The organism is Caulobacter sp. GW821-FHT10A06, assembly GCF_059415805.1.
Genome location: NZ_JBWKNY010000002.1, coordinates 670697 through 694910 on the forward strand (window position 1 = coordinate 670697; position 24214 = coordinate 694910).

Annotated in this window: 21 protein-coding genes; 14 read left to right on the top strand and 7 right to left on the bottom strand. The window is 68.3% G+C overall.

Annotated features, from left to right (window positions below; translation table 11 throughout):
- Positions 1-77: 77 nt before the first annotated feature.
- Positions 78-1460, bottom strand: coding sequence for an FAD-containing oxidoreductase (locus tag AC07NF_RS06805; RefSeq protein ID WP_494627892.1), 1383 nt, complete (start codon positions 1458-1460; stop codon positions 78-80).
- A complete protein-coding gene (locus AC07NF_RS06810; RefSeq protein WP_494627890.1) occupies positions 1457-1921 on the bottom strand; it encodes a DUF4126 family protein in 465 nt (154 codons plus the stop codon). Before AC07NF_RS06810 ends, AC07NF_RS06805 begins: the two co-directional genes overlap by 4 nt.
- Positions 1922-2128: 207 nt before the next feature.
- Between AC07NF_RS06810 and AC07NF_RS06815 the strand changes: the two genes are divergently transcribed.
- The 9 genes from AC07NF_RS06815 (at position 2129) to AC07NF_RS06855 (ending at position 12423) form a co-directional block, all read left to right on the top strand.
- Positions 2129-2701, top strand: a complete 573-nt coding sequence (locus AC07NF_RS06815; RefSeq protein WP_494627888.1) for an ANTAR domain-containing response regulator — start codon at positions 2129-2131, stop codon at positions 2699-2701.
- Positions 2698-3675 (top strand): CmpA/NrtA family ABC transporter substrate-binding protein, encoded by a 978-nt coding sequence (locus tag AC07NF_RS06820; RefSeq protein WP_494627886.1) that lies wholly within the window; start codon positions 2698-2700, stop codon positions 3673-3675. Before AC07NF_RS06815 ends, AC07NF_RS06820 begins: the two co-directional genes overlap by 4 nt.
- A 236-nt stretch (positions 3676-3911) precedes the next feature.
- Positions 3912-5132 (top strand): nitrate/nitrite transporter, encoded by a 1221-nt coding sequence (locus tag AC07NF_RS06825; protein WP_494627884.1) that lies wholly within the window; start codon positions 3912-3914, stop codon positions 5130-5132.
- Positions 5133-5144: 12 nt separating this feature from the next.
- Positions 5145-7625: a nitrite reductase large subunit NirB gene (gene nirB, locus AC07NF_RS06830; protein ID WP_494627882.1), complete on the top strand. Its 2481-nt coding sequence runs from the start codon at positions 5145-5147 to the stop codon at positions 7623-7625.
- A complete protein-coding gene (gene nirD / locus AC07NF_RS06835) occupies positions 7622-7972 on the top strand; it encodes a nitrite reductase small subunit NirD (RefSeq protein WP_494627880.1) in 351 nt (116 codons plus the stop codon). Before nirB ends, nirD begins: the two co-directional genes overlap by 4 nt.
- Positions 7972-10653 (top strand): nitrate reductase, encoded by a 2682-nt coding sequence (locus tag AC07NF_RS06840; protein ID WP_494627878.1) that lies wholly within the window; start codon positions 7972-7974, stop codon positions 10651-10653. Before nirD ends, AC07NF_RS06840 begins: the two co-directional genes overlap by 1 nt.
- Positions 10643-11413, top strand: a complete 771-nt coding sequence (gene cobA, locus AC07NF_RS06845; RefSeq protein ID WP_494627876.1) for a uroporphyrinogen-III C-methyltransferase — start codon at positions 10643-10645, stop codon at positions 11411-11413. Before AC07NF_RS06840 ends, cobA begins: the two co-directional genes overlap by 11 nt.
- A gap of 73 nt (positions 11414-11486) precedes the next feature.
- Entirely contained in the window at positions 11487-11894 is a 408-nt protein-coding gene (locus AC07NF_RS06850; RefSeq protein ID WP_494627874.1) for a GFA family protein, read from the top strand.
- Between the two features lie 7 nt (positions 11895-11901).
- Positions 11902-12423: a YdeI/OmpD-associated family protein gene (locus AC07NF_RS06855; protein WP_494627872.1), complete on the top strand. Its 522-nt coding sequence runs from the start codon at positions 11902-11904 to the stop codon at positions 12421-12423.
- Here AC07NF_RS06855 and metC read toward each other — a convergent pair.
- Entirely contained in the window at positions 12420-13568 is a 1149-nt protein-coding gene (gene metC, locus AC07NF_RS06860; RefSeq protein ID WP_494627870.1) for a cystathionine beta-lyase, read from the bottom strand. The two genes, AC07NF_RS06855 and metC, sit on opposite strands and share 4 nt — an antisense overlap.
- A 73-nt stretch (positions 13569-13641) precedes the next feature.
- On the opposite strand from metC, the gene AC07NF_RS06865 reads away from it, so the two are divergent.
- Positions 13642-14718, top strand: coding sequence for an amino acid ABC transporter substrate-binding protein (locus tag AC07NF_RS06865; protein WP_494627868.1), 1077 nt, complete (start codon positions 13642-13644; stop codon positions 14716-14718).
- Here AC07NF_RS06865 and sseA read toward each other — a convergent pair.
- From sseA to AC07NF_RS06885, 4 genes are all read right to left on the bottom strand, one after another.
- Positions 14715-15572, bottom strand: coding sequence for a 3-mercaptopyruvate sulfurtransferase (gene sseA, locus AC07NF_RS06870; protein WP_494627866.1), 858 nt, complete (start codon positions 15570-15572; stop codon positions 14715-14717). The two genes, AC07NF_RS06865 and sseA, sit on opposite strands and share 4 nt — an antisense overlap.
- Positions 15573-15607: 35 nt before the next feature.
- Positions 15608-16588, bottom strand: coding sequence for a cysteine synthase A (locus tag AC07NF_RS06875; RefSeq protein WP_494627864.1), 981 nt, complete (start codon positions 16586-16588; stop codon positions 15608-15610).
- Positions 16589-16763: 175 nt separating this feature from the next.
- Positions 16764-17993, bottom strand: a complete 1230-nt coding sequence (locus AC07NF_RS06880; protein WP_494627862.1) for a class I SAM-dependent methyltransferase — start codon at positions 17991-17993, stop codon at positions 16764-16766.
- A 55-nt stretch (positions 17994-18048) separates the two neighbouring features.
- Positions 18049-19488, bottom strand: a complete 1440-nt coding sequence (locus AC07NF_RS06885) for a cryptochrome/photolyase family protein (protein WP_494627860.1) — start codon at positions 19486-19488, stop codon at positions 18049-18051.
- A gap of 61 nt (positions 19489-19549) precedes the next feature.
- Here AC07NF_RS06885 and kdsA point away from each other — a divergent pair, with 61 nt between their 5' ends.
- The 4 genes from kdsA to AC07NF_RS06905 all read left to right on the top strand — a co-directional run bounded on the left by kdsA (position 19550) and on the right by AC07NF_RS06905 (position 24185).
- Complete coding sequence (gene kdsA / locus AC07NF_RS06890; protein WP_494627858.1) at positions 19550-20413, top strand: 3-deoxy-8-phosphooctulonate synthase; 864 nt, start codon at positions 19550-19552, stop codon at positions 20411-20413.
- Between the two features lie 3 nt (positions 20414-20416).
- Positions 20417-21418 carry an ADP-glyceromanno-heptose 6-epimerase gene (rfaD, locus tag AC07NF_RS06895; protein WP_494627856.1) on the top strand — a complete coding sequence of 334 codons (1002 nt, stop codon included), beginning with the start codon at positions 20417-20419 and terminating at the stop codon, positions 21416-21418.
- 85 nt (positions 21419-21503) lie between these two features.
- The gene (locus tag AC07NF_RS06900) at positions 21504-22970 is read left to right on the top strand and encodes an OB-fold domain-containing protein (protein ID WP_494627854.1); all 1467 of its coding nucleotides are present in this window, start codon (positions 21504-21506) and stop codon (positions 22968-22970) included.
- Positions 22971-22982: 12 nt separating this feature from the next.
- On the top strand, positions 22983-24185 hold the full coding sequence (locus tag AC07NF_RS06905) for an acetyl-CoA acetyltransferase (RefSeq protein ID WP_494627852.1): 1203 nt from the start codon (positions 22983-22985) through the stop codon (positions 24183-24185).
- Positions 24186-24214 lie beyond the last annotated feature (29 nt).

Genomic DNA, 24214 nt, shown 5'->3' on the forward strand with positions numbered 1-24214 from the left:
GGTGGGGACGGCCTGGCTTATCGCAACCGCAACAGGTTCTATTTCGTCTGAAAGCGACCCGCCCAAAATCTGAAAATCTAAACCGGCTTCAGTTCTTGCAGCATGGTCGGGATCAGCTCCGACACCGTCGGGTGGATGTGCACCGCCCGTGAGATCACCGTGTAGGGGGCCTTGGCGTACATCAGGTCGATCATGCCGTGGATGGCTTCGTCGCCGTTCAGGCCCAGGATCGCGGCGCCCAGGATCTCCTTGGTCTCGGCGTCGACGACCACCTTCATGAAGCCTTGGGTCTCGCCTTTTTCGACGGCGCGGCCGACGCGGGTCATCGGTCGCTGGCCGATCAGCAGTTTGCGGCCGGTCGCCTTGGCCTCGGCCTCGGTCATGCCCACGCGGCCCAGCGGCGGATCGACGAACAGGCCGTAGCAGCTGATGCGGTCGCTGACCTTTCGGGGATCATCGTCCAGCAGGTTGGCGGCGATGATCTCAAAGTCGTTGTAGGCGGTGTGGGTGAAGGCGCCCTTGCCGTTGCAGTCGCCCATGGCCCAGACGCCCGGGACATTGGTGCGCAGCTGGTCGTCGACGACGACGTAGCCACGTTTGTCGGTCGCGATCCCGGCCTTGTCCAGGCCCAGGTCGTCGGTGTTGGGCTTGCGGCCCACGGCCAGCAGCACATGGGTGCCGGTGACCTGCGGCGCGCCGGCCTCGCAGGTGACGTGGACGCAAACGCCGTCCTCGTGCGGGGCGAAGCTGATGCATTCTGAGTTGAGGCGGAAGGTGACGCCCTCGGCCTCCAGGATCTCGCGGATCGCGTCAGAGACTTCCGGATCCTCGCGGCCGATCAGGCGCGGGCCCATCTCGACCACGGTGACCTGGCTGCCAAAGCGGCGGAACATCTGGGCGAATTCCAGCCCGATATAGCTGCCGCCGACGATCACCAGGTGCTCGGGCAAGGTGTCGAGCTGCATCATGCCGACATTGGTCAGGTAGGTGATGTCGTCCACACCCGGCATGTCAGGGACGTTGGCGCGGCCGCCGACATTCAGGAAGATCTTCGGCGCGGTCAGCAGGTCGTCGCCGACGCGAACGGTGTCGGCGCTCTCAAAGCGGGCATGGCCCTGGATCACCGTCATGCCGGGCATGCCACGCAGCCACTTCTCGACATTGCCGCGGGCGTTCTTGACCACCGTCTGCTGGCGGTCCTTGACCCGCTTCATGTCGATAGCCACTGGGCCGTTCAGCACGACGCCGTAGTCGTCCGCCCGACGGGCCAGGTGGGCGGCATAGGCGCTGGCGACCAGGGTCTTGGTCGGCATGCAGCCGGTGTTGACGCAGGTGCCGCCGAAGTCCTTGCGCTCGATCAGCGCCACCGTCTGGCCGGCGGCGGTCAGGCGGCCGGCCAGGGACGGGCCGGCCTGGCCCGCGCCGATGATGATGGCGTCGAACGCGCGCGGACTGCTCATCGGGCCAGGGCCACGATCAACAAGGCCCCGACGACGGCGACCGCGTCCTCGATGAAGGCGGCCGGAGCGTCCTTGCCGAACTTGGCGGCCAGGCGACCGCGCACTTCGGCCCCGCCCAGCGTGCCGAGCACCGCGCCGACCGCGCCGATGACAGCGCCGCGCAGCCAGTGGCCGCTGGGCATCATCAGGGCCGCGCCGCTGAAAGCGCCGGTCAGCACGCGCGTGCCGAACTGGTGCGGGACCTTGCGGCTGGGGGTCTTGGGATGCTGGTCGGCGACCAGTTCCAGGACGGCCAGCACGGTGAACACGCCCACGGCGATCCAGCCGCCCAGCCAGGCCAGCGGAAAGCCCGCCAGGGCCAGCCAGCCGAGTTTGGCGCCCCAGGCGACGGCGGCTGGCGCGGTCATGGCGCGAAGGCCGGCGATTACGCCGATCAGAAGGGCGAACACATAAAGGGTCATCAAAGGCTCCGCTTGGTCTACGCGCCGATCTGGCGCGTTCGCGCAAGGCAACGCAAGGTCGATTGACGGTCTTGCACGTTCTCGTCGCATTGGTGCGACGCCCAAGGAATAATCGTCGGCGCCCGCTTTCTGGGCGGATGTCGATGCGGGCGTCCCTGGCGGGGGAAAGTTCCCCCACACCGCCCAGCGCCGCTTAGGACCAAGGTGATGCGGGTGCTTGTCATTGATCCAGATACCGCGCGCGCCGCCCTGGTGGCCCAGGGGCTGGAGGGCGTGCAGCCCCTCGAGGTGCGGCGTTCGGCCGTCTTCGACGAGGCCGAGGTCCTGGCCTTCGCGCCAGACGTGGTGGTGATCGCCGCCGAGAGCCCCGATCGCGACACCCTCGACAGCCTCAAGGACTATGGCCACGGGCGGCCGGTAGTGATGTTCGTCGACCGCTCCGAGCCGGGACTAGCCGAGCAGGCGGTGCGCGCCGGCGTGGCGGCCTATGTGGTCGACGGCCTGGCGGCCAATCGCGTGCGCTCGATCCTGGACGTGGCCATGAGCCGCTTCGCCTTGACCCAGCAGCTGCGCGGCGACCTGGCCAAGGCCAAGGCCGACCTGGAATCCCGCAAGACCGTCGAGCGCGCCAAGGGCCTCCTGATGAAGGAGCGCGGCCTGGACGAGGACGGCGCCTATCGCCTGTTGCGCAAGTTGGCCATGGACCGGGGTAAGCCGATCGGCTCGGTCGCCGCCGACCTGCTGGCCTTCGCCGGGGTGCTGAAGGGCGACGCCTCGTGAGCGGGCTCTCCGAGCTGAAGCTGGGCTTCATCCCGCTGACCGACTGCGCGTCGCTGGTCGCCGCCCAGGCGCTGGGCTTCTTCGAGGAAGAGGGACTGGCCGTCGAGCTGGTCCGTGAAGCGTCGTGGGCGACGATCCGCGACAAGGTGGCCGTCGGCGCTTTGGACGGCGCCCACATGCTGGCTCCGATGGCTCTGGCGGCGGAGGGCGAGGTGCTGGTCCCGCTGGCGCTGAACCAGAACGGCAGCGCGGTGACGGTGTCTACGGCGCTGGCCGCCATGGTCGGCGCGGCGGGCGAGGGGCTGGCCGAGGCCGTCGTCGCGCGGCGGGCCAGCGGGCAGGGGCCTTTGACCTTCGCCGTGGTCTTTCCGCAATCGATGCACAACTACCTGCTGCGTGACTGGCTGACCAAGAGCGGCGTCGATCCGGACCACGATGTCCGCATCGTGGTCATTCCGCCGCCACGCATGGTCGAGCAGATGCGGGCCGGCGCGGTGGACGGCTTCTGTGTCGGCGCCCCCTGGAACGCGGTGGCCGAGGCCGAGGGGCTGGGTCGCGTTCTGGTCACGGCCTCGCAGCTGTGGGCCGGCGGACCGGACAAGGTGCTGGGCGTGAGGTCAGAACTGGCCATGCATCGCCCGGACGAACTGCGCGCCTGCCTGCGGGCGGTGATCCGCGGCGCGGCCTGGGCCGATGATCCCGCCAACCGTGAGGACCTGATCGCTATCCTGGCCCACCCGGATCGCGTCGACGCGCCGCCGGCCGCCATCGTCCGCGCCCTGGAGCATGAGATCGTCTTCCACCGTGATGGCGCGGGCCTGCCGCGCCGTGAGCATGGTCTGTGGATGGCGTCGCGGATGGCGCGTCTGGGGCAGCTCGAGCCCGGCGCGGACCTCGAAGCGCTGGTCGACCGCGTCTACCAGCCCGAGCTCTATCGCGCCGTGGCGCTGACGCTGGACCTGGTTTCAGCCTGATCTGCACAAGTCTCAGGCGCCGCTGGCGCCTGTTTGCTGAGCGATCGTGCGCCGCACACGTCATTGGCGCCGCAACGCGGCATTGCCGATGACATCCCGCGAATAACGGGTCTCACATAGGCTCAAGGCCAACGAACAACGGCGTTCGCGGCTGCCAGAGGACCGCTCGGATGCGGTCAGCCACCCGGAGCGATGACGCTCCGCTCTCGCAGACACGCAACCCGTCGAGGCCGACAATGCTCTCCCGCGACTTCCTGAAGGCCGGCCATGCGCCGACCCTGTTCGCAGCGTTCCTGTATTTCGATCTCAGCTTCATGGTCTGGGTGATCCTGGGCCCGCTGGGCGTGGCGATCGCCAAGGACTTCCACCTGGATCCCGCCCAGAAGGGTCTGATGGTCGCCATCCCCGTGCTGGCTGGCGCGGTGCTGCGCCTGGTCAACGGCGTGCTGGTCGATCGCATCGGTCCCAAGAAGACAGGCATGATCGGCCAGATGATCGTGCTGACGGGCCTCGTTCTGGCCTGGGCGGTCGGCATCCATAACTACCATCAGGTGCTGGCACTGGGCATCATCCTCGGTGTCGCCGGCGCCTCGTTCGCCGTCGCCCTGCCGCTGGCCTCGCGTTGGTATCCGCAGGAGCACCAGGGCCTGGCCCTGGGCATCGCCGGCGCCGGCAACTCGGGCACGGCCCTGGCGGCCTTGTTCGCGCCGGCCCTGGCCAAGGCGTTCGGGTGGCAGACCGTGATCGGCCTGGCCGCCATCCCGCTGGCCGTCGCCTTTGTCGTCTACATGTTGCTGGCCAAGGACGCTCCCGAGCAGCCCGCCCCCAAGAAGCTGGCCGAGTATCTCGACGTCCTGAAGGTCCCGGACGCCTGGTGGCTGATGCTGCTGTACGGCGTGACCTTCGGCGGCTTCGTCGGCCTGGCCTCGTCGCTGACCATGTACTTCAACAGCGAGTACGGCCTGGACCCGGTCGTGGCCGGCTTCTTCACCGCCGCCTGTGTCTTCGCCGGCTCGTTCATCCGCCCGGTCGGCGGGGCCCTGGCCGACAAGTTCGGTGGCGTGCGCACCCTGAGCTTCGTCTACATCCTGGCCGCCCTGGGCCTGGCCACCGCCAGCTTTCAGCTGCCGACCGCTTGGTACGCTCTGGCCGCCCTGATGTTCTCGATGCTGGCCCTGGGCGCGGGCAATGGCGCGGTGTTCCAACTGGCCCCGCAGCGGTTCCGCCGCGAGATCGGCGTCATGACCGGCTTGATCGGCATGACCGGTGGCATCGGCGGCTTCTACCTGGCCTCGACCCTGGGCATGGCCAAGAAGATGACCGGTTCCTACCAGTCAGGCTTCCTGGGCTTCGCCCTGCTGGCGCTGTTCGCCTTCGGGGCGCTGTTCAGCCTCAAGGCCCGCTGGCGCGCCATCTGGCCGACCCTGCACGGCGACGCCGCCAGCGTCCGCGTCTGATCCTTTTCCTCGATGAGTGAGATAGCCATGACCAAGCAACGTCTGGTCGTCATCGGCAACGGCATGGCCGGCTGCCGGGCGGTCGAGGAAGTGCTCAAGCGCGACCCCACCCGCTACGACGTCACCATCTTCGGCGCCGAGCCGCGGGTGAACTACAACCGCATCATGCTGTCGCCGGTGCTGGCGGGCGAGAAGACCTTCGATGACATCGTCATCAATGACGAGGCCTGGTACCGCGACAACGCCATCACCCTGCACGCCGGTCGCGCCGTCACGGCGGTCGACCTGGACGGCCGCAAGGTGGTCGCCGAGGGCGGGCTTGAGGTCGGCTACGACAAGCTGATCCTGGCCACCGGCTCGGACCCGTTCCGCTTGCCGCTGCCGGGTTCGGACCTGAAGGGCGTGGTCACCTTCCGCGACCTGGACGACGTCGAGGCCATGGTCGCGGCCTCCGGCAAGCCCGGGGCCCGCGCCGTGGTCATCGGCGGCGGCCTGCTGGGTCTGGAAGCCGCCTACGGCCTGGCGCGTCGGGGCATGGGCGCGACAGTCGTCCACCTGATGGACGTGCTGATGGAGCGCCAGCTGGACGAGAGCGCCGGCTACCTGCTGCGCGAGGCCCTGGCCGAACGCGGCGTCGAGACAGTGCTGGGCGCCCACTCCGAAGAGATCGTCGGCCAGGACGGCAAGGTCGCCGGCCTGAAGCTGAAGGATGGCCGTGTCCTGCCGTGCGACCTGCTGGTCATGGCGGTCGGCATCCGGCCCAACTCCACCCTGGCCAAGGCCTCGGGCCTGCAGGTCAATCGCGGCATCGTCGTCGACGACGTCATGCGCACCTCCGACCCGGCCGTGTTCTCGGTCGGCGAGTGCGTCGAGCACCGCGGCAACTGCTACGGCCTGGTCGCGCCCATCTGGGACATGTGCCGGGCCCTGGCCGAAGAGCTGACGGACGGCGAGGGCGGTTACCAGGGCTCGGTCCTGTCGACCCGCCTGAAGGTCTCGGGCGTCGACGTGTTCTCGGCTGGCAAGTTCGCTGGCGGTGACGGTTGCGAGGACATCGTGTTCCGCGATGCGGCGCGCGGCGTCTACAAGCGCGTGGTCATCGAGGACGGCAAGGTCGCCGGGGCGGTGCTGTTCGGCGACGCGGCCGACGGCGGCTGGTACTTCGACCTGATGCGGGCGGGGACCGATGTCGCCGACATCCGCGAGACCCTGATCTTCGGGCAAGCGATCACGGAGGGCCTGTCGGGCCTGGACCCTAGCGCGGCCGTTGCGGCCATGCCCGACACGCAGGAGATCTGCGGCTGCAACGGCGTCTGCAAGGGTGCGATCACCGGCGCCATCACGGCCCAGGGCCTGACCACGCTGGACGATGTCCGCGCCGTGACCAAGGCCTCGGCCTCGTGCGGGTCGTGCACGCCGCTGGTGGAGCAGGTCATCCGCCTGACCTTGGGCGACGGCTTCAAGGCCCAGACGGGCCCCAAGCCGATGTGCAAGTGCACGCATTATCCGCATGGCGACGTGCGCAAGGCGATCGTCGAGCTGGAACTGAAGTCGATGCCGGCGCTGTTTCAGGCCATGGAATGGACCACGCCCGACGGCTGCGCCTCGTGCCGGCCGGCCCTGAACTACTACCTGCTGTGCGCCTGGCCGGGTGAGTACGCCGACGACAGCCAGTCGCGCTACATCAACGAGCGCGTCCACGCCAACATCCAGAAGGACGGGACCTATTCGGTCGTGCCGCGCATGTGGGGCGGCATGACGACGCCTGACGAGCTGCGGGCCATCGCCGACGTCGCCGACAAGTACGACATCCCGGCGGTCAAGGTGACGGGTGGCCAGCGCATCGACCTGCTGGGCGTCCAGAAGGACGATCTGCCGGCGGTGTGGGCCGACCTCAACGCGGCGGGCATGGTCAGCGGTCACGCCTACGCCAAGGGCCTGCGCACGGTGAAGACTTGCGTCGGCAGCGACTGGTGTCGCTTCGGAACTCAGGACTCCACGGGGCTGGGCATCAAGCTCGAGAAGTTCATGTGGGGCTCGTGGGCACCGGCCAAGGTCAAGCTGGCCGTGTCGGGTTGCCCCCGCAACTGCGCGGAGTCGACCTGCAAGGACATCGGCGTGATCTGCGTCGACAGCGGCTACGAGATCCATGTCGGCGGGGCCGCCGGCCTGCACATCCAGGGCACGCAGCTTCTGACCCGTGTCCCGACCGAGGACGAGGCCATCCAGGTCATCGCCGCGGTCATGCAGATGTACCGCGAGGGCGGCTGGTACCTGGAGCGGATCTACAAGTGGATGGCCCGTATCGGCCTCGACGCGATCCGCGCCGCCACCGTGGACGACCTCGACAACCGCGCGGCGCTGTTCGCCCGCTTCGTGGTCTCGCAGGAAACCGCTCAGATCGACCCGTGGGCCGAGCGCGCGTCGGGCCGTGTGGCGGCCGGAGAGTTCAAGCCGATGGCGATCCTTCCTTTGGAGATGGCGGCCGAATGACCCTGCAAGCTCACATCGATCCGGACTGGCGTGACGTCGGCGCCGTGACAGACATCCCCGAACGCGGCGCGCGACGGGTGGCCACGACCCAGGGCGACGTCGCCGTGTTCCGCACCGGCGACGGCCAGGTCTTCGCCCTGGTCGACCGCTGCCCGCACAAGCATGGCCCACTGAGCCAAGGCATCGTCCACGGCCACGGCGTGACCTGTCCGCTGCACAGCTGGGTCATCGACCTGGCGACCGGTCACCCGACCGGGGCCGACGCCGGCAAGGGCTGCACGCCCGTGGTGCCGGTGCTGGTCAAGGACGGCCGCATCCTGCTGGCCCAGCCGGCGATGGCCGACTGATGGCCGACGGCTCCACCGCGCTCCCGACGATCAAGACCACCTGCGCGTACTGCGGCGTCGGTTGCGGCGTCGCGGGCATGGTGGGCGAGGGGCGGTCTGTGTCGATCGCCGGCGACGCCGTCCACCCGGCCAATCTGGGCCGGCTGTGCTCCAAGGGCTCGGCCCTCGGCGCGACGGTGAGCCTGGAAGGTCGCCTGCTGGAGCCGACCATCAACGGCAAGGTCGCGACCTGGAGCGAGGCCACGGCCCTGGTCGCCAAGCGCTTCAAGGACACCATCGCCCGCCACGGCCGTGACAGCGTCGCCTTCTACGTCTCGGGCCAGTTGCTGACCGAGGACTACTATGTCGCCAACAAGCTGATGAAGGGCTTCATCGGCTCGGGCAATATCGACACCAACAGCCGCCTCTGCATGGCCTCGGCCGTGGCTGCCCACAAGCAGGCGTTCGGCGCGGACCTGGTGCCGGGCTGCTACGAGGACCTCGATCTGGCGGACCTCGTGGTGTTCAGCGGCCACAACGCCGCCTGGACCCATCCGGTGCTGTTCCGCCGCATGGAGGCGGCCAAGGCGCGCGGCCAGAAGCATGTGGTCATCGACCCCCGCCGCACCGACACCGCCGAGGGCGCGGACCTGCACTTGGCGATCGCGCCGCAGAGTGATGTACGCCTGTGGAGCGGCCTGCTGGCCGACCTGATCCGGCGCGGCGCGATCGATCGCGAATACATCGCCCAGCATGTGAACAATTTCGACCAAGTGGTCGCCGCGCTTCTGGAAATGGACCAGTCGGTCAGCGCCGTCGCCGCCGACTGCGGCGTGCCGGTCGAGGCGGTGCAGGACTTCTACGATCTGTTCGCGCAGCACGAACGGACGGTCAGCCTGTTCTCGATGGGGGCCAACCAGTCGGCCCAGGGCGTGGCCAAGGGCCTGGCGATCATCAACGCCCATCTCGCCACCGGCCGGATCGGCAAGCCGGGCGCGTGCCCGTTCTCGATCACCGGCCAGCCCAACGCCATGGGCGGGCGCGAGACCGGCGGCATGGCCAACACCCTGGCCGGCCACATGGACTTCGCCCCCGAGGATCGTGACCGCGTCGCCCGCTTCTGGGGTGCGCCCGATACCGTCCGTGCGCCGGGCCTCAAGGCCATCGAGATGTTCGACGCCGTCCGCGACGGGCGGATCAAGGCGATCTGGGTGATAGCCACCAATCCGGCCGTCAGCCTGCCCGACAGCGGCGCGATCCGTGACGCTCTGGCCAAGTGCCCGTTCGTCGTGGTCTCCGACTGCGTCGAGACCGACACCACTGCCTTCGCCGACGTCAAGTTGCCGGCCCTGGGCTGGGGCGAGAAGGACGGCACGGTCACCAATTCCGAACGCCGCATCTCGCGCCAGCGGGCGCTGTTCCCGGCGCCCGGCAATGCCCGCGCCGACTGGAAGATCATGGCCGATGTCGCCACGGCCATGGGTTTCGACGGCTTCGGTTGGGCCAGCAACGCCGGCGTCTTCCGCGAATGGGCGCGCCTGACGGCCTACGAGAATGAAAGTCGCCTGCTGAATATTTCCGGACTTTCGGCTTTAACGCCAGAGGCTTATGGCGAACTCCTGCCGATCCAGTGGCCGGTGAAGGCCGACGGCAAAGGCACGCCGCGCCTGTTCGTCGATGGTCGTTTCCAGACTCCCGACGGTCGCGCCCGTATGGTCCCGACCCGGCCGCGCGGCCCGGCCGAAGCGACCAGCGGCGCCTTCCCGATGTCGCTGAACACCGGCCGCATCCGCGACCAGTGGCACACCATGACCCGCACGGGGCTGGCGCCCGACCTGTGCCGCCACGCGCCGGAGCCCTATGTCGAGATCCATCCCGAGGACGCCCAGGCGCGCGGCCTGCGCGACGGCGCGCTGGCGCGAGTGATCACTGGACGCGGCGAGGCCGTCGCCGTGGCAAAAGTCACCGATCGTCAGCGGCGCGGCGGGCTGTTCATGCCGATGCACTGGACCGACGCCTTCGCCCCGTCGGGTCGCGCCAACGCCCTGGTCGCGCCCAATATCGACCCCACCTCGGGCCAGCCCGAGTTCAAGCACACCCCCGCCCGGATCAGCGCCTATCGCGAGACCTGGACGGGCTTCTTTCTCACCCGGTCCAGCCTCGCGTCCCCCGGTGGGCTGGACCTCGTCTGGCGGCGTATCCCCCACGACGCCTGCCAGCAGCACGAGTTCGCCGGCCGGGGCGACGCCGCAGAGCGCGACGCGCTCCGCAAGGTCTTGTCCAAGGGCCTGGCCGGCGAACTCGTCACCTATGAGGACGCCGCGACCGGCGCCCGCCGCCAGGCCTGGATCGATGACGGTCGTCTGGTCGCGGTCCTGTTCATGACCACCTCCGGCCGCTTGCCGACGCGCGACTGGCTGGCCGAGCTGTTCGCGCAGGACGACCTGAGCACCGAGGCCCGTTCGACCCTGCTGTTTGGCCGCCCGCCCGGCGCGGCAGCCGACAAGGGGCCGATGGTCTGCGCCTGCCTGAAGGTCGGGGCCAAGGCGGTCGACGCCGCCATCGCCGCTGGCGCCAGAACACCGGACGCCGTCGGTAAGGCGACGGGCGCGGGGACCAACTGCGGGTCCTGCCGTCCGGAAATCGCTCGCATGATCAAAGCCCTGGCCACGACTTCTAAGGAGCCCGCCCATGTCGGTTGAGAACACGCTCGGCAAGGTCCTGCTGGTCGGCGCGGGGCCGGGTCCCGTGGACCTGATGACCGTCCGCGCCGTCCGTGCGGTCGAGAGCGCCGGCGCGCTGCTCTACGACGCCCTGTGCTCGGAAGAGGCCATCGCCCTGGCGCCGCCCGGCTGTGTACGCATCCAGACCGGCAAACGGGCCGGCAAGCCCAGCATGAAGCAGGACGAGATCAACCGCCTGATGCTGCGCCTGGCGCGCAAGGGGCTGAAGGTTGTTCGGCTAAAGGGCGGAGATCCCTCGATTTTCGGCCGTGTCGGTGAAGAGGCTGCCTTCTTGCACGGCTTCGGCGTCGAGACCGAGGTCGTACCCGGCGTCACTGCCGCCTGCGCCGCCGCCGCCCAGTTCGGTTTTCCGCTGACCCACCGTGGCGAGGCCCGCCGCGTGGTCTTCACCACTGCGCGACTGGAGGCCGGCAAGCTGTCGGGCGATTGGAGCGCCGCCGCCGATCCCGAGGCGACCCTGGCGGTCTATATGGGCGGCGATGTCGCCGGCGACCTGGCCCAGCGGATGATCGAGGCCGGCCGTCCCGCCGACACCCCTGCGGTTGCCGTCGAGAAGGCCGGTGGCGCCGACGCGCGGCTCTACACCGCCACGCTGGCGACCCTGGCCGAGCGCATCGCCGAGGCCGGCGACGGGCCGCTGCTGATCGTGGTCGGCGAGGTCGCGGCCCAGGCTCATGCGGTGGCCGAGATCGTCGAGCAGTCGCGTCTCACGGCCTGATACTGACAGTAGGGTGGCAGCAGCCCCTCCCTAGAACGGCGTTCAACGACGCTTACCGAGAGAGGGACGACCCATGCTGAAGACCTACACCGGCGGCTGCCATTGCGGCGCGGTTCGCTACGAGGCTCAGATCGACCTGGCGGCCGGCACGGGCCGTTGCAACTGCTCGATCTGCGCCAAGACCCGTTCGTGGGGCGTGTTGATGAAGCCGGACGCCTTCCGCCTGCTGGCCGGCGAGGACAGGCTGGGCGCTTATCAGTTCGGTACGATGAGCGGCGACCATCGCTTCTGCATGACCTGCGGCGTGCGGGTATATGGCGAGGCCAATGTCGAGCAGCTGGGCGGCGAGGTCGTCTCGGTCCAGGTGGCCACGCTGGACGCCGAGCCCGAGGAACTGGCGGCCGCGCCGATCAACTATGGCAATGGTCGCGACAATCTCTGGTGGGAGCAGCCCAGCGCGGCCGAAATGCGCTACCTCTAGGGCCATCATGACCAGCCTTCGCTACCGCGCCCGGATCGACATCAACGGCATCAACCCGTTCGTGCCGGTCGATCCCGAGCAGGCCCAGAGCCTGCGCGAAGGCTGGCGCAGGCCCATGCCGGTGCTGGTCCAGATCAATGGCGCGCCGGACGAGCCGTGGCGGATCAACATGATGCCGCGCGGCGACGGCGGGTTCTTCCTGTACCTGCACGGCATCGTCCGCGAGGCGGCGGACGGAGTCGGGGTGGGCGACGAGGTCGAGGTGTCTGTGGCCTTCGACGAGGCCTATCGTGGCGGCCCGGCGCATCCGATGCCGGAGGCCTTCGAGCAAGGGCTGGCGCACGACCCGGCCAGCGCCGAGGCTTGGGCGGCGCTGCCGCCAAGCCTGCAGAAGGAGATCCTGCGCCGCTTCGACAGCGTGAAGTCCGACGCCGCCAGGACCCGCAACATCCAGGACGCTTTGACCGCATTGGGCGGCGCTGAGGTTCGCTTCATGGCCCGCGCCTGGAAGGACGGCGCTGTCGTCTAGACCAGCTTCTCTAAGCCGCGCTCCAGGTCGGCCTTCAGGTCGTCGACGTTCTCCAGGCCGATATGGAAGCGCAGCAGCGGGCCTTCCAGGTTCACAGGCACGGCGCGGTTCTTCAGCTGCGGATCGCAGTGGATGGCCAGGCTCTCATAGCCGCCCCACGAGAAGCCCAGGCCAAACAGCTTCAGCTCGTCCAGGAAGGCGTGGACGGCGCGCTGGCTGGTGGGTTTCAGCACCACGCCGAACAGGCCGCAGGCGCCGGTGAAGTCGCGCTTCCAGATCGCATGGCCGGGATCACCGGGCAGGGCGGGATGCATTACGCGCGACACCTCGGGCCGGTCCTGCAGCCAGCGGGCGATGGCAAGACCACTCTCCTGGTGGCGCGGCAGGCGCGTGGCCAGGGTCCTCAGGCCGCGCAGCATGGTGTAGGCGTCGTCGGGCGACACCGACCAGCCGATGTCCCACATGGCGTTGCCCAGCGCGTTGCCGATGTCGACGTCCATGGTCGTGGCCGAGCCCATGAAGCAGTCCGAGTGGCCGCCGACATATTTGGTCAGGGCCTGGACGCTGATCGTCACGCCATGCGCCAGCGGCTTGAAGTAGAAGCCCGCCGCCCAGGTGTTGTCGATCAGGGTGATGATGCCACGCGCGTTGGCCGCCTTGGCGATGGCGGGAATGTCCTGCATCTCGAAGGTCAGGGAGCCGGGCGCCTCCAGCAGGATCATCCGGGTCTTGGCCGTGACCAGCGCCATCAGGCCGTCGGCGTCCAGCGCCGGGTCGTAGTAGGTGGTGGTGACGCCAAAGCGGGTCAGGACGCGGTCGCAGAACCGGCGGGTGGGCTTGTAGGCGCTGTCGACCACCAGGATCTCGTCGCCGGCTTTCAGCACCGCCAGCATGGCCCCGGTGATCGCCGCCAGCCCCGACGGGTACAGCGTCACGTCGGGTGAGCCCTCCAGCTCGGCCAGGGCGCGTTGCAGAGCGGCGGGCGAGGACAGGCCGGTGATGCCGTAGGTGATCTGGTCGTCGTCATACAGCGACGCGGCATTGGGCAGCAGCACCGTCGAACCGCGCTGGATCGGCGGATTGACCACACGCGCCAGACTGGTGGGCTCTGAGCCTGTACGGATCAGACGGGTTTCTTCATCCATGGCGGGACTCTTCGGCGACGCGGCGTAATCGTTGTGGTTTAAGGCCCCGCGCGCGCGGTTCAAGGAGCGATCGGTGTCTGTGCGGTTCGGCTTGGCGATTTTGGCGGTGCTGGCTCTGGTTGGCTGCGAACGGCCCGCGTCCAAATCCGAGCCCAAGCCCGCCGAAGCGCCGCTGGCGGTCAAGCCCGCCGCGCCCAGCAAGACCCTGAAGGCCATCAAGGCGCGCGGCGAACTGCGCTGCGGCGTGAACCCGGCGCTGCCGGGCTTCGCCTTCCAGGACAATGGCGGGCGCTGGCGCGGCTTCAATGTCGACTTCTGTCGCGCCCTGGCCGCCGCGGTGCTGGGCAAGCCCGACAAGGTGACCTTCGTGCCGCTGGGCAATGAGGAGCGGATTGCCGCTCTGCGCTCGGGCAAGGTCGACGTCCTGTGGCGCAACACCTCCTGGACCTTCTCGCGCGACGTCGGCGATCAGCTGGACATGGCGGCGATCTCCTATTTCGACGGCCAGGGTTTCCTGGTGCGCCGCAGCCTGAACCTGACCAGCGCCGTAGAGCTCAACACCGCCAAGATCTGCGTCCAGGGCGCCGCCACCTCGTCCCAGAACCTGGAGGACTTCTTCCGCTCGCGCGGCATCGCCTACACGGCCATGGTGTTCGACAGCGAGGAGCAGGCGCGGGCGGCCTACCAGGCCGACAAGTGCGACGCCTTCACCGCCGACATCTCGGCCCTGGCGGCGGCGCGGACGCTGATGGACGACCCCGGCGCCCACGTCATCCTGCCCGACGCCATCTCCAAGGAGCCGCTGGGCCCACTGGTGCGCCAGGACGACCCGGCCTGGACCGACATCGTCCGCTGGACCCTCTACGCCCTGGTCCTGGCTGAGGAGCACGGGGTGACCAAGGCCAACGTCAAGGACATGAAGACTGGCGCCGATCCCGAGGCCCGGCGGCTGCTGGGCGAGGGCGCGTATGGCGCCAAGCTCGGCCTCGACGCCGACTGGGCCACGCGCGCCATCACCGCCGGAGGCAACTACGGCGAGATCTTCGATCGTGATGTGGGGCAGGGTTCGGCGCTGAAGCTGGACCGGGGCCTGAACGCGCTGTGGAACGCACCCAAGCCCGGCCTGCTGTACGCCCCGCCGATGCGTTAGGTCGCTGGACCGGTGGCCACGGGCACATCGGCCAGGCCGCCCCATTCCGTCCACGAGCCGTCATAGACCGCCGAGCGCGGCTTGCCGAGGCGCGCCAGCGCCAGGGCCACGACCGAGGCGGTGATGCCAGAGCCACAGGTCGAGACGACCGGCTTGTCGATGTCGACGCCGGCCTTCTCGAACACCGTCTTCAGCTGGTCGACGGGCAGCATGGTGGCGTCTGGACCCAGCAGGGCCGACAGCGGGATGTTGCGGGCGCCGGGCATGTGGCCGCCGCGCAGGCCAGCGCGGGGCTCCGGATCGCGGCCCTCGAAGCGGCCGGCGGCGCGGGCGTCGATGATCTGTTCCTTGCCCGTCTCGACGATGCCGCGCATCTGCTCGATCGAGCGGTAGATGTCGGCCTGGTAACGCGGCGTGAAGTGGCGTTCCTGCGGCGAGACCGGGCCGTCTTCGACCGGGCGGCCCTCGGCGATCCACTTGGGCAGGCCGCCGTCCAGCACCACCACGTCCTCGTGGCCCATGGCGCGGAAGTGCCACCAGGCGCGGGCGGCCGGCAGGATGCCGATGCTGTCGTAGACGACGATGCGCGAGCCGTCGCCCAGGCCCAGCTTCTTGACGCGCGAGGCGAACTTGGCCGCCGTCGGGATCATGTGCGGCAGGTCGCTGGTCTCGTCCGAGATGTCGTCGATGTCGAAGAACACCGCGCCGGGGATGTGAACCTTCAGGAACTCCGCGCCGGGATCGCGCTGTGCCGCCGGCATGTGCCACGAGGCGTCGACCACGCGCACGTCCGGGGCGTCGAGATGCTCGGCCAGCCAGGCGGTGGAAACCAGCGGATCGGACGGGATGGCCATGAGGGACGCCTTTCAGATTCGAACTGGGTCGCAGTCTACATCCAAGACGGGACGGGGAGGCCCTTTTCCGCCAGGAATTGCCGGTTGAACAGCTTGGACTGATAGCGCGAGCCGTGGTCGCACAGGATGGTCACGATGGTGTGGCCGGGACCCAGTTCCTTGGCCAGCTTGATGGCGCCGGCGACGTTGATCCCCGTCGAGCCGCCCATGCACAGGCCCTCGTGCTGCACCAGGTCGAAGATCACCTCCAGCATCTCGGTGTCGTCAACGCGGAACGGATAGTCGATGGCCAGGTCTTCCAGGTTGGCGGTGACGCGGCCCTGGCCGATGCCTTCACTGATCGAGGTCCCTTCGGACTTCAGCTCGCCGTCCTTGTACCAGCTGTAGAGGGCCGCGCCGTACGGGTCGGCCAGGCCGATCTTCACGCCGGGCTTGCGCTCGCGCAGGGCCTGGGCGACTCCGGCCAGGGTGCCGCCCGAGCCGACCGCGCAGATGAAGCCGTCGACCTTGCCGCCGGTCTGCTCGAAGATCTCCGGACCGGTGGTCTGGTAGTGGGCCTCGCGGTTGGCGACATTGTCGAACTGGTTGGCCCATACGGCGCCAAGTTCCGCGGCCAAGCGCCCGGAATAACGGACATAGTTGTCGGGATTGGAGTAGGGGACGGCGTCTACCTCGACCAGCTCGGCGCCCAGCAGGCGGATGGCGTCCTTCTTCTCCTGGCTCTGGGTGCGGGGGATGACGATCGTCGTCTTGTAGCCCAGGGCCGAGGCGACCATGGCCAGGCCGATGCCGGTATTGCCGGCCGTACCTTCGACGATCCGACCGCCGGGCTTCAGTAGGCCCTTGGCCTCGGCGTCGCGGATGATGCTCAGCGCCGCGCGGTCCTTGACCGATTGGCCGGGGTTCATGAACTCGGCCTTGCCCAGGATCTCACAGCCCGTGGCCTCGCTGGCGCGGTTCAGGCGGATCAGCGGGGTGTTTCCAATAGCGTCTAGAACGCTGGACAGGGCGGTCATGGTCGGCCTTCGAGAGGAGCTTTCGGATGGCTGGTAGATCGTGCGGCGGCCCGCCCGCGCAACCCCAATTTTCCTGAAGGCGCTTGAGCCGGGTCCACAAACTTTGAGCTTGGCCATGGGCTTGGCCAGCTATCCACAAAGCCATACGCGTAATACTGAGCTCTAGGGCTAGGTGTTACCCGCGACTGAGACCCAACTGGATCACATTCGTCCGCTCGGTGCGGAAGCCGGCCTCGCAATAGCTCAGATAGAACCGCCACAGCCGGCGGAAACGCTCGTCGAAACCATCCTTGCGGATCTCGCTCCAGGCGGCCTCGAAACTGCGCGCCCACTCAGCCAGGGTGTCGGCATAATTCTGGCCGAAGCGCTTGAGATCGCTCCATTCCAGGCCCGCGCGCTCGGTCTCTTCCTTCAGGCGCGCCTCGCTGGGCAGCATGCCGCCCGGGAAGATGTAGCGCTGGATGAAGTCGGTGCGTCCGCGGTAGTGGGTGAAGAGTTCGTCGCGGATGGTGATGATCTGCAGGCCGGCGCGGCCACCGGGCTTCAGCACGTCGTGGACCTTGCCGAAATAGGCCGGCCAATAGGCCTCGCCGACCGCCTCGAACATCTCGATCGAGGCCACGGCGTCGAACTCGCCGCTGACGTCGCGATAGTCGACGAGCCGGATATCGGCCTTTTCCGAAAGACCCTGTTCGAACAACCGCTTGCGCGCGAAATCGTACTGGGCCTGGGAGATGGTGATGCCGGTGACCTTGGCGCCGACCTCCTTGGCCGCGAACTCGGCGAAGCCGCCCCAGCCGCAGCCGATCTCCAGCACGTGCTTGCCGGGCGAAAGATCGATGGTCCGGGCGAGGGCGGCGTACTTGGCGGTCTGGGCCTCGCGCAGCGGCTGATCCGGGCGCTCGTAGAGGGCCGACGAGTAGGTCATGCTGGGATCGAGCCAACGCGAATAGAAGGCGTTACCCAGGTCGTAGTGGGCGTGGATGTTTTTGCGCGAGCCGTCTCGGCTGTTGCGATGAAGAAGGTGGTAGAGAAAGTTGACGACTCGCATGGCCGGGTTGCCGTCCACCAGCGCCGACAGCTTGTCGAAGTTCAGCGAGAACGCCTCGAGCACAGCCGATAGGTCGGGGGTGTCCCACTCGCCGGCCATGAAGCCCTCGGCGAACCCGATGTCGCCGGACGAGAAGGCGCGCCGGACAAAGTTGTAATCGTGGATCCGGATCGTCGCGGCCGGGCCCGGCTGCCCTCCCGAGATGGTCAGGGGCGCGCCGGTGGGCAGGACGAAGGTGATCGAACCGGTTTCCCAGTTGCCGACCGCCACCCGAAGAGCGGTGCGGAAGGCGGCCGGGGCGGCCTTCAGGTCGGGATGGTTCCAGAGCACAGTATCCAAGGCGGGGCCTCGCATCCGGTGACGCGTTTATTAACGCCGTTGACCACCTGATCGTAAAGGCCCGGCACAGCTAGAGGCTTCGATAGGCCTCCATCGCGCGTTCGCGCGCCGCGCCGTGCTCTACGATCGGCTTGCCATAGAGACGTTTGGCGTCGGCCGGCAGATGCAAGGCCCGCTCCCACGGCTTGTGGATAACTTCATCGGGAACGCTTGCCAGCTCGGGCACCCAGCGGCGGACATAGACGCCGCGCGGGTCGAACTTCTCGCCCTGGGCGATGGGATTGAAGATGCGGAAATAGGGCGAGGCGTCGGCGCCGCTGCCGGCCACCCACTGCCAGTTGCCGACATTGTTGGGCAGGTCGGCGTCGACCAGCGTGTCCCAGAACCAGGCCTCGCCCTCGCGCCAGTCGACCAGCAGGTGCTTGATCAGGAACGAGGCGACGATCATGCGCACGCGGTTGTGCATGAAGCCGGTGGCCCACAACTCGCGCATGCCGGCGTCGACGATCGGGTAGCCGGTCTCGCCCTTGGTCCAGGCTTCGAAGGCGGCGTGATTGCTCTTCCACGGGAAGGCGTCGAACTCCGGCCGGAAGCTCTTGGTCGGCAGCTCCGGCCAATGGAACAGGATCGAGTGGTTGAACTCACGCCAGCCCACTTCCGACAGGAACTTCTCGACCTCGCCGGCCGGGGCGTCGCCGTGCTCGGCGGCGTTGCGGGCGGCCAGCCAGACCTGGCGCGGGCCGATCTCGCCGAAGTGCAGGTGGGGCGACAGACCGGAGGTGGCCTCGACGCCGGGGATGTCGCGCTTCTCGCCGTAGCCGTCGACGGGGCCGGACAGGAAGTCGTCCAGCCGTTCCAGCGCGCCGGCCTCGCCGGGCGTCCATAGGTCGAAGCCCTTGGACCAGTCGGGCTTGGTCGGGTGCAGGCCCCAGCCGGCCAGGCTTTCGGTGCGTGGGAAATGCTCGGGTGATTTCAGCGACTTCGGCGCGGGTTCCACGACCACATGCGTCAGGTGCTCGCGGGCGGCGCGCCAATAGGGCGTGAAGACCTTGTAGGGCTGCTTGGAGCCGTTCTGGACCGCCCAGGGCTCGTTCAGCAGGCCGGCGTTGAAGCTCTGGCACTCGATGTCGGCGTCCTTCAGGTCGGCCTTGATCTGGGTGTCGCGGTCGATGCTGGCCTTGTCGTAGAGCCGGTTCCACAGCACGCAGCTGGCGCCGGTGTGGGCGATGACGTCGTCCAGCACCTCGGCGGCGGCGCCTCTGCGCAGGATGAGCTTATTGCCAAGCTTCTCAAAGCTTTCGCCGAGGCTCTTCAGCGACTTGTCCAGCCACCACAGCGAGGCGGCGCCCATGGGGCGGATGCTCGGCGTCTCGTCGAGAATGTAGAGGCAGATCACCGGCCGACCGCTGTCGGCGGCATGGCGCAGGGCGGGATTGTCAGCTATGCGCAGGTCGTTGCGGAACCAGACGATGATGGCCTTGCTGTCGTCACTGTTCTTCCGCACTTGCACCGTCCTGCCCGAAGGGTCACCTCTTGGGCGCCCGAAGTCCTAATACGCCGGAATACTCGCCTTGGATCAGCCGCAAGCCGTCGCCCCGAATGCCGTCGTCGAGATCAAGACTCCGACCGGCGCGCCCGTCCGCATCGGTAACGGCGAGAAGCTGTCGATCATCGCTGGCCCCTGCCAGATGGAAAGCCGCCAGCACGCGCTGGAAACGGCCCATGCGCTGAAGGAGATGGCCGACCGCCTGGGCGTCGGGCTGATCTACAAGACCTCGTACGACAAGGCCAACCGCACCTCGGCTTCGGCCCAGCGCGGCATCGGTCTGCATGACAGCCTGCCGATCTTCCAGGAGATCCGCGAGGTCACCGGCCTGCCGACCCTGACCGACGTGCACGAGACCAGCCACTGCCCGATCGTGGCCGAGGCGGTCGACGTCATCCAGATCCCGGCCTTCCTGTGCCGCCAGACCGACCTGCTGGTCGCCGCCGCCAATACCGGCCGGGCGATCAACATCAAGAAGGGCCAGTTCCTGGCCCCGTGGGACATGAAGAACGTCATCGCCAAGGTGACCGGCGCGGGCAATCCCAACGTCATGGCCTGCGAGCGCGGCGCCTCGTTCGGCTACAACACCCTGGTCAGCGACATGCGGTCCCTGCCGATCATGAAGGAGATCGGCTGCCCGGTCGTCTTCGACGCTACCCACAGCGTACAACAACCAGGCGGGCAGGGCACGTCGTCGGGCGGTCAGCGCGAGTTCGTGCCGGTCCTGGCCCGCGCGGCCGTCGCCGTGGGCGTGGCCTGCGTGTTCATCGAGACCCACCCGGACCCCGACCACGCCCCGTCGGACGGCCCCAACATGGTGCCGATGAACCAGTTCGAGGCCCTGGTCGGCAACCTGCTGAAGTACGACGCCCTGACCAAGGGCGCTTAAGGCATGAGCCGTCGTATCGTTCTCGTCACCGGCGGCGCGGGCTTCATCGGCAGCAACGTCGTGGCCCGCCTCTGCGAGGATCCGGCCCTGGACGTCGTGGTCTGCGACCGCCTGCGTGATGCGGCGTCGGGCAAGTGGCGCAACATCGCCAAGCACCCGATCGCCGACTTCGTCGCGCCCGAACAGCTGTTCGATTGGCTGGCCAAGCGCGGCGCCGAGGTCGAGCTGATCGTCCACATGGGCGCGGTGTCCTCGACCACCGAGCAGGACGCCGACAAGATCGTGCAGTCCAACTTCGTGCTGTCGCGCGACCTGTGGGACTGGTGCGTCCAGCACGGCAAGCGCCTGGTCTACGCCTCGTCGGCGGCGACCTATGGCGACGGAACCTTGGGCTTCGAGGGTAAGGACGACTTAGAGAGCCTCCAGGCCCTGCGGCCGCTGAACGCCTATGGCTGGTCCAAGGCGCTGTTCGACATCTACGCCGTGCGCGAGGCCCATCGCGGTCGCGCGCCGGCGCAGTGGGCGGGCCTGAAGTTCTTCAACGTCTATGGCCCCAACGAGGACCACAAGGGCGGCATGAAGTCGGTCGTGGCCCAGATCTGGCCGCGCGTCGCTGCTGGCGAGGGCGTGAAGCTCTTCAAGTCGCACCATCCGGACTACGAGGATGGCGGCCAGCTGCGCGACTTCGTCTATGTGCGCGACGTGGTCGACGTGATCGCCTGGCTTTCCAAGAGCCCGGCCGTGAACGGCGTCTTCAATCTGGGCTCGGGCCACGCGCGCTCGTTCCGGGATCTCGCCGTGGCGACGTTCGAGGCGGTGAACCGCGAGCCGGACATCACCTATATCGACATGCCCGAGGTGCTGCGCGGCAAGTACCAGTACTACACCCAGGCCGACATGAGCCGCCTGCGGGCCGCCGGCTACAACGCGCCGATGACCTCGCTGGAGGACGGCGTGGCCGACTACGTGGCCGGGTACCTCAATACGGAAGACCCTTTCCGCTGACGTCAGGGCACGGTTGCCGCTCACGGCAGCCGGCGTAGGCTGACCTCCGAGATCGGGCGCAAAGCCCGGCGTCAGGGAGTTGGTCATGGCCGGCATCGCCGCCTGGGGCGCCTATGCGCCGCGTCTGCGCTTGAGCCGCAAGGCGGTCACCGAGGCCAATGCCTGGGTCGCCCCGAACCTCAAGGCGAAGGGCAAGGGCGAGCGGTCGATGGCCAACTGGGACGAGGACGCCCTGACCATGGCGGTCGAGGCCGCCCGCGACGCCCTCGGCCCCGATGACGATCGCAGCCACATCGACAGCCTCTATTTCGCCTCCACGACCGCGCCGTTCGCCGATCGGCTGAACGCGGGCATCGTCTCGGCGGCCCTGACCCTGGAGAAGTCGATCACGGCCAGTGATGTCACCGGCTCGCAAAGGTGCGGCCTGACGGCGCTGGGGCAAGCGTTGGCGGCGGGCGGCAAATCGCTGGTGGCCGTCGGCGAGCACCGCAAGGCGCGCGCGGTTTCGGCCCAGGAGCTGGACTTCGGCGACGGCGCGGCGGCCTTCGTGATCACCGACGATCCCGGCGCGGCCGAGCTCCTGGGGCGCGGCAGCGTCACCGACGACTTCGTCGACCACTTCCGCGGCGACGACGGTGGCTTCGACTATTACTGGGAGGAGCGCTGGATCCGCGACGAGGGCATTGTCAAGCTGGTCCCGCCGGCCATCCGCAAGGCGCTCGAGGTCGCCGGCCTGAGCGCTTCTGACGTCGACCATTTCTGCTTCCCGTCGACCTTCGCCGGCATGGCCGCGACTCTGGCCAAGGTCGTCGGGATCAGACCTGAGGCTGTCCGCGACAACCTCGCCGCCGTGATGGGCGAGGCGGGCTGCGCGCATGGGCCGATCATGCTGGCGCACGCGCTGGAGGAGGCGAAAGCGGGCGAGGTGATCCTGGTCGCCCAGTTCGGCCAGGGCGCCGAGGCGCTGGTGTTCCGCGCCACCGGCGTCGGCCAGCGTCCCGCGCGTGGCGTCACCGGTTCGCTGGCCGACCGCCAGGAAGAGACCAACTACCTGAAGTTCTTGACCTTCAATGGCCTGGTCGAATGGGACAAGGGCATGCGGGCCGAGAAGGACAACAAGACGGCCCTGACCACCCTCTATCGCAACGAGGACATGATCCTGGGCCTGGTCGGCGGTCGCTGCCGTGAGACCGGGGTCGTCCAGTTCCCCCGCACCCGCATCTCGGTCGCGCCCAACAACCCCGCCGTCGACACCCAGGAGCCGTACCGCTTCGCCGAGCGCCGCGCCTCGGCGCTCAGCTACTCGGCCGACTACCTGACCTTCTCGATGGCTCCGCCCAATCACTACGGCATGATCGTCTTCGAGGGCGGCGGGCGGATCATGATGGACATCACCGACGTCGCGCCTGGTGATGTGGAGACCGGCCTGCCGGTGCGGATGGTGTTTCGCATCAAGGAGGTCGACGAGAAGCGCGGTTTCGTCCGCTACTTCTGGAAGGCCACGCCAGACCGCGCCGCCATCGCTTCTCAATCCGCTCAAGCCGCCGAATAAGGGAGACCGATCATGCCGCAGGGTATCCGGGACAAGGTCGCCATCCTTGGGATGGGCTGTAGCAAGTTCGGCGAGCGCTGGGACGCTGGCCCCGACGACCTGATGGTCGAGGCCTATCTGGAGGCGATGCAGGACGCCGGCATCGAGCCCACCCAGCTGGACGCGGCCTGGTTCTCGACCCACATCGACGAGATCGGCACGGGCAAGGGCGGCACGCCGCTGTCGATTGCATTGCGCCTGCCCAACATCGCCGTCACCCGGGTCGAGAACTTCTGCGCCTCGGGTTCGGAAGCCTTCCGGGGCGCGGTCTATGCCGTGGCGGCCGGCGCGGCCGATATCGCCCTGGCCGTGGGCGTCGAGAAGCTGAAGGACACCGGCTATGGCGGCCTGCCGGTGGCCAATCCCGGCACGCTCAATCCGCAGGTGATGCCGAACGGCTCGGCCCCCGGCAACTTCGCCCAGCTGGCCAGCGCCTATCGCGCCAAGCATGGCGTCTCGAAGGACGACCTGAAACGCGCCATCGCCCACGTCTCGGTCAAGAGCCACGCCAACGGCGCCAAGAACCCCAAGGCCCATCTGCGCAAGCCGATCACCGCCGAGCAGGCCCTGGCCGCGCCGATGATCGCCGAGCCACTGGGCCTGTTCGATTGTTGCGGTGTCTCGGACGGCGCGGCCGCGGCGATCGTCACCACGCCCGAGATCGCCCGCAGCCTGGGCAAGCACGACCTCGTCACGGTCAAGGCCCTGCAGCTGTCGGTCTCGAACGGCTACGAGAGCCAGTACAACGGCTGGGACGGCAGCCATTTCCACACCGCCCGCATCGCCGCTGGCAAGGCCTATCGCGAGGCCGGCATCGAGCGGCCGCGCGAGCAGATCTCGATGATGGAGGTGCATGACTGCTTCTCGATCACCGAGCTGGTGACGATGGAGGACCTGTTCATCTCGCCGGAGGGGCAGGGCTGGCGCGATGTGCTGGACGGCTTCTACGATGCCGACGGCGGGGTGCCGTGCCAGATCGATGGGGGCCTCAAGTGCTTCGGCCATCCGATCGGCGCCTCGGGCCTGCGGATGCTGTACGAGATGTACCTGCAGCTGCAGGGCCGCGCGGGCGAGCGGCAGCTGGCCAATCCCGTCTTCGGCATGACCCACAATCTGGGCGGCGCGCCGGCCAGTAATGTCTGTTCAGTGGCCATCATCGGCCAGGAAGGCGCCTAGCGGAAAAGAGGCTTAAAGCCGCTCGACGC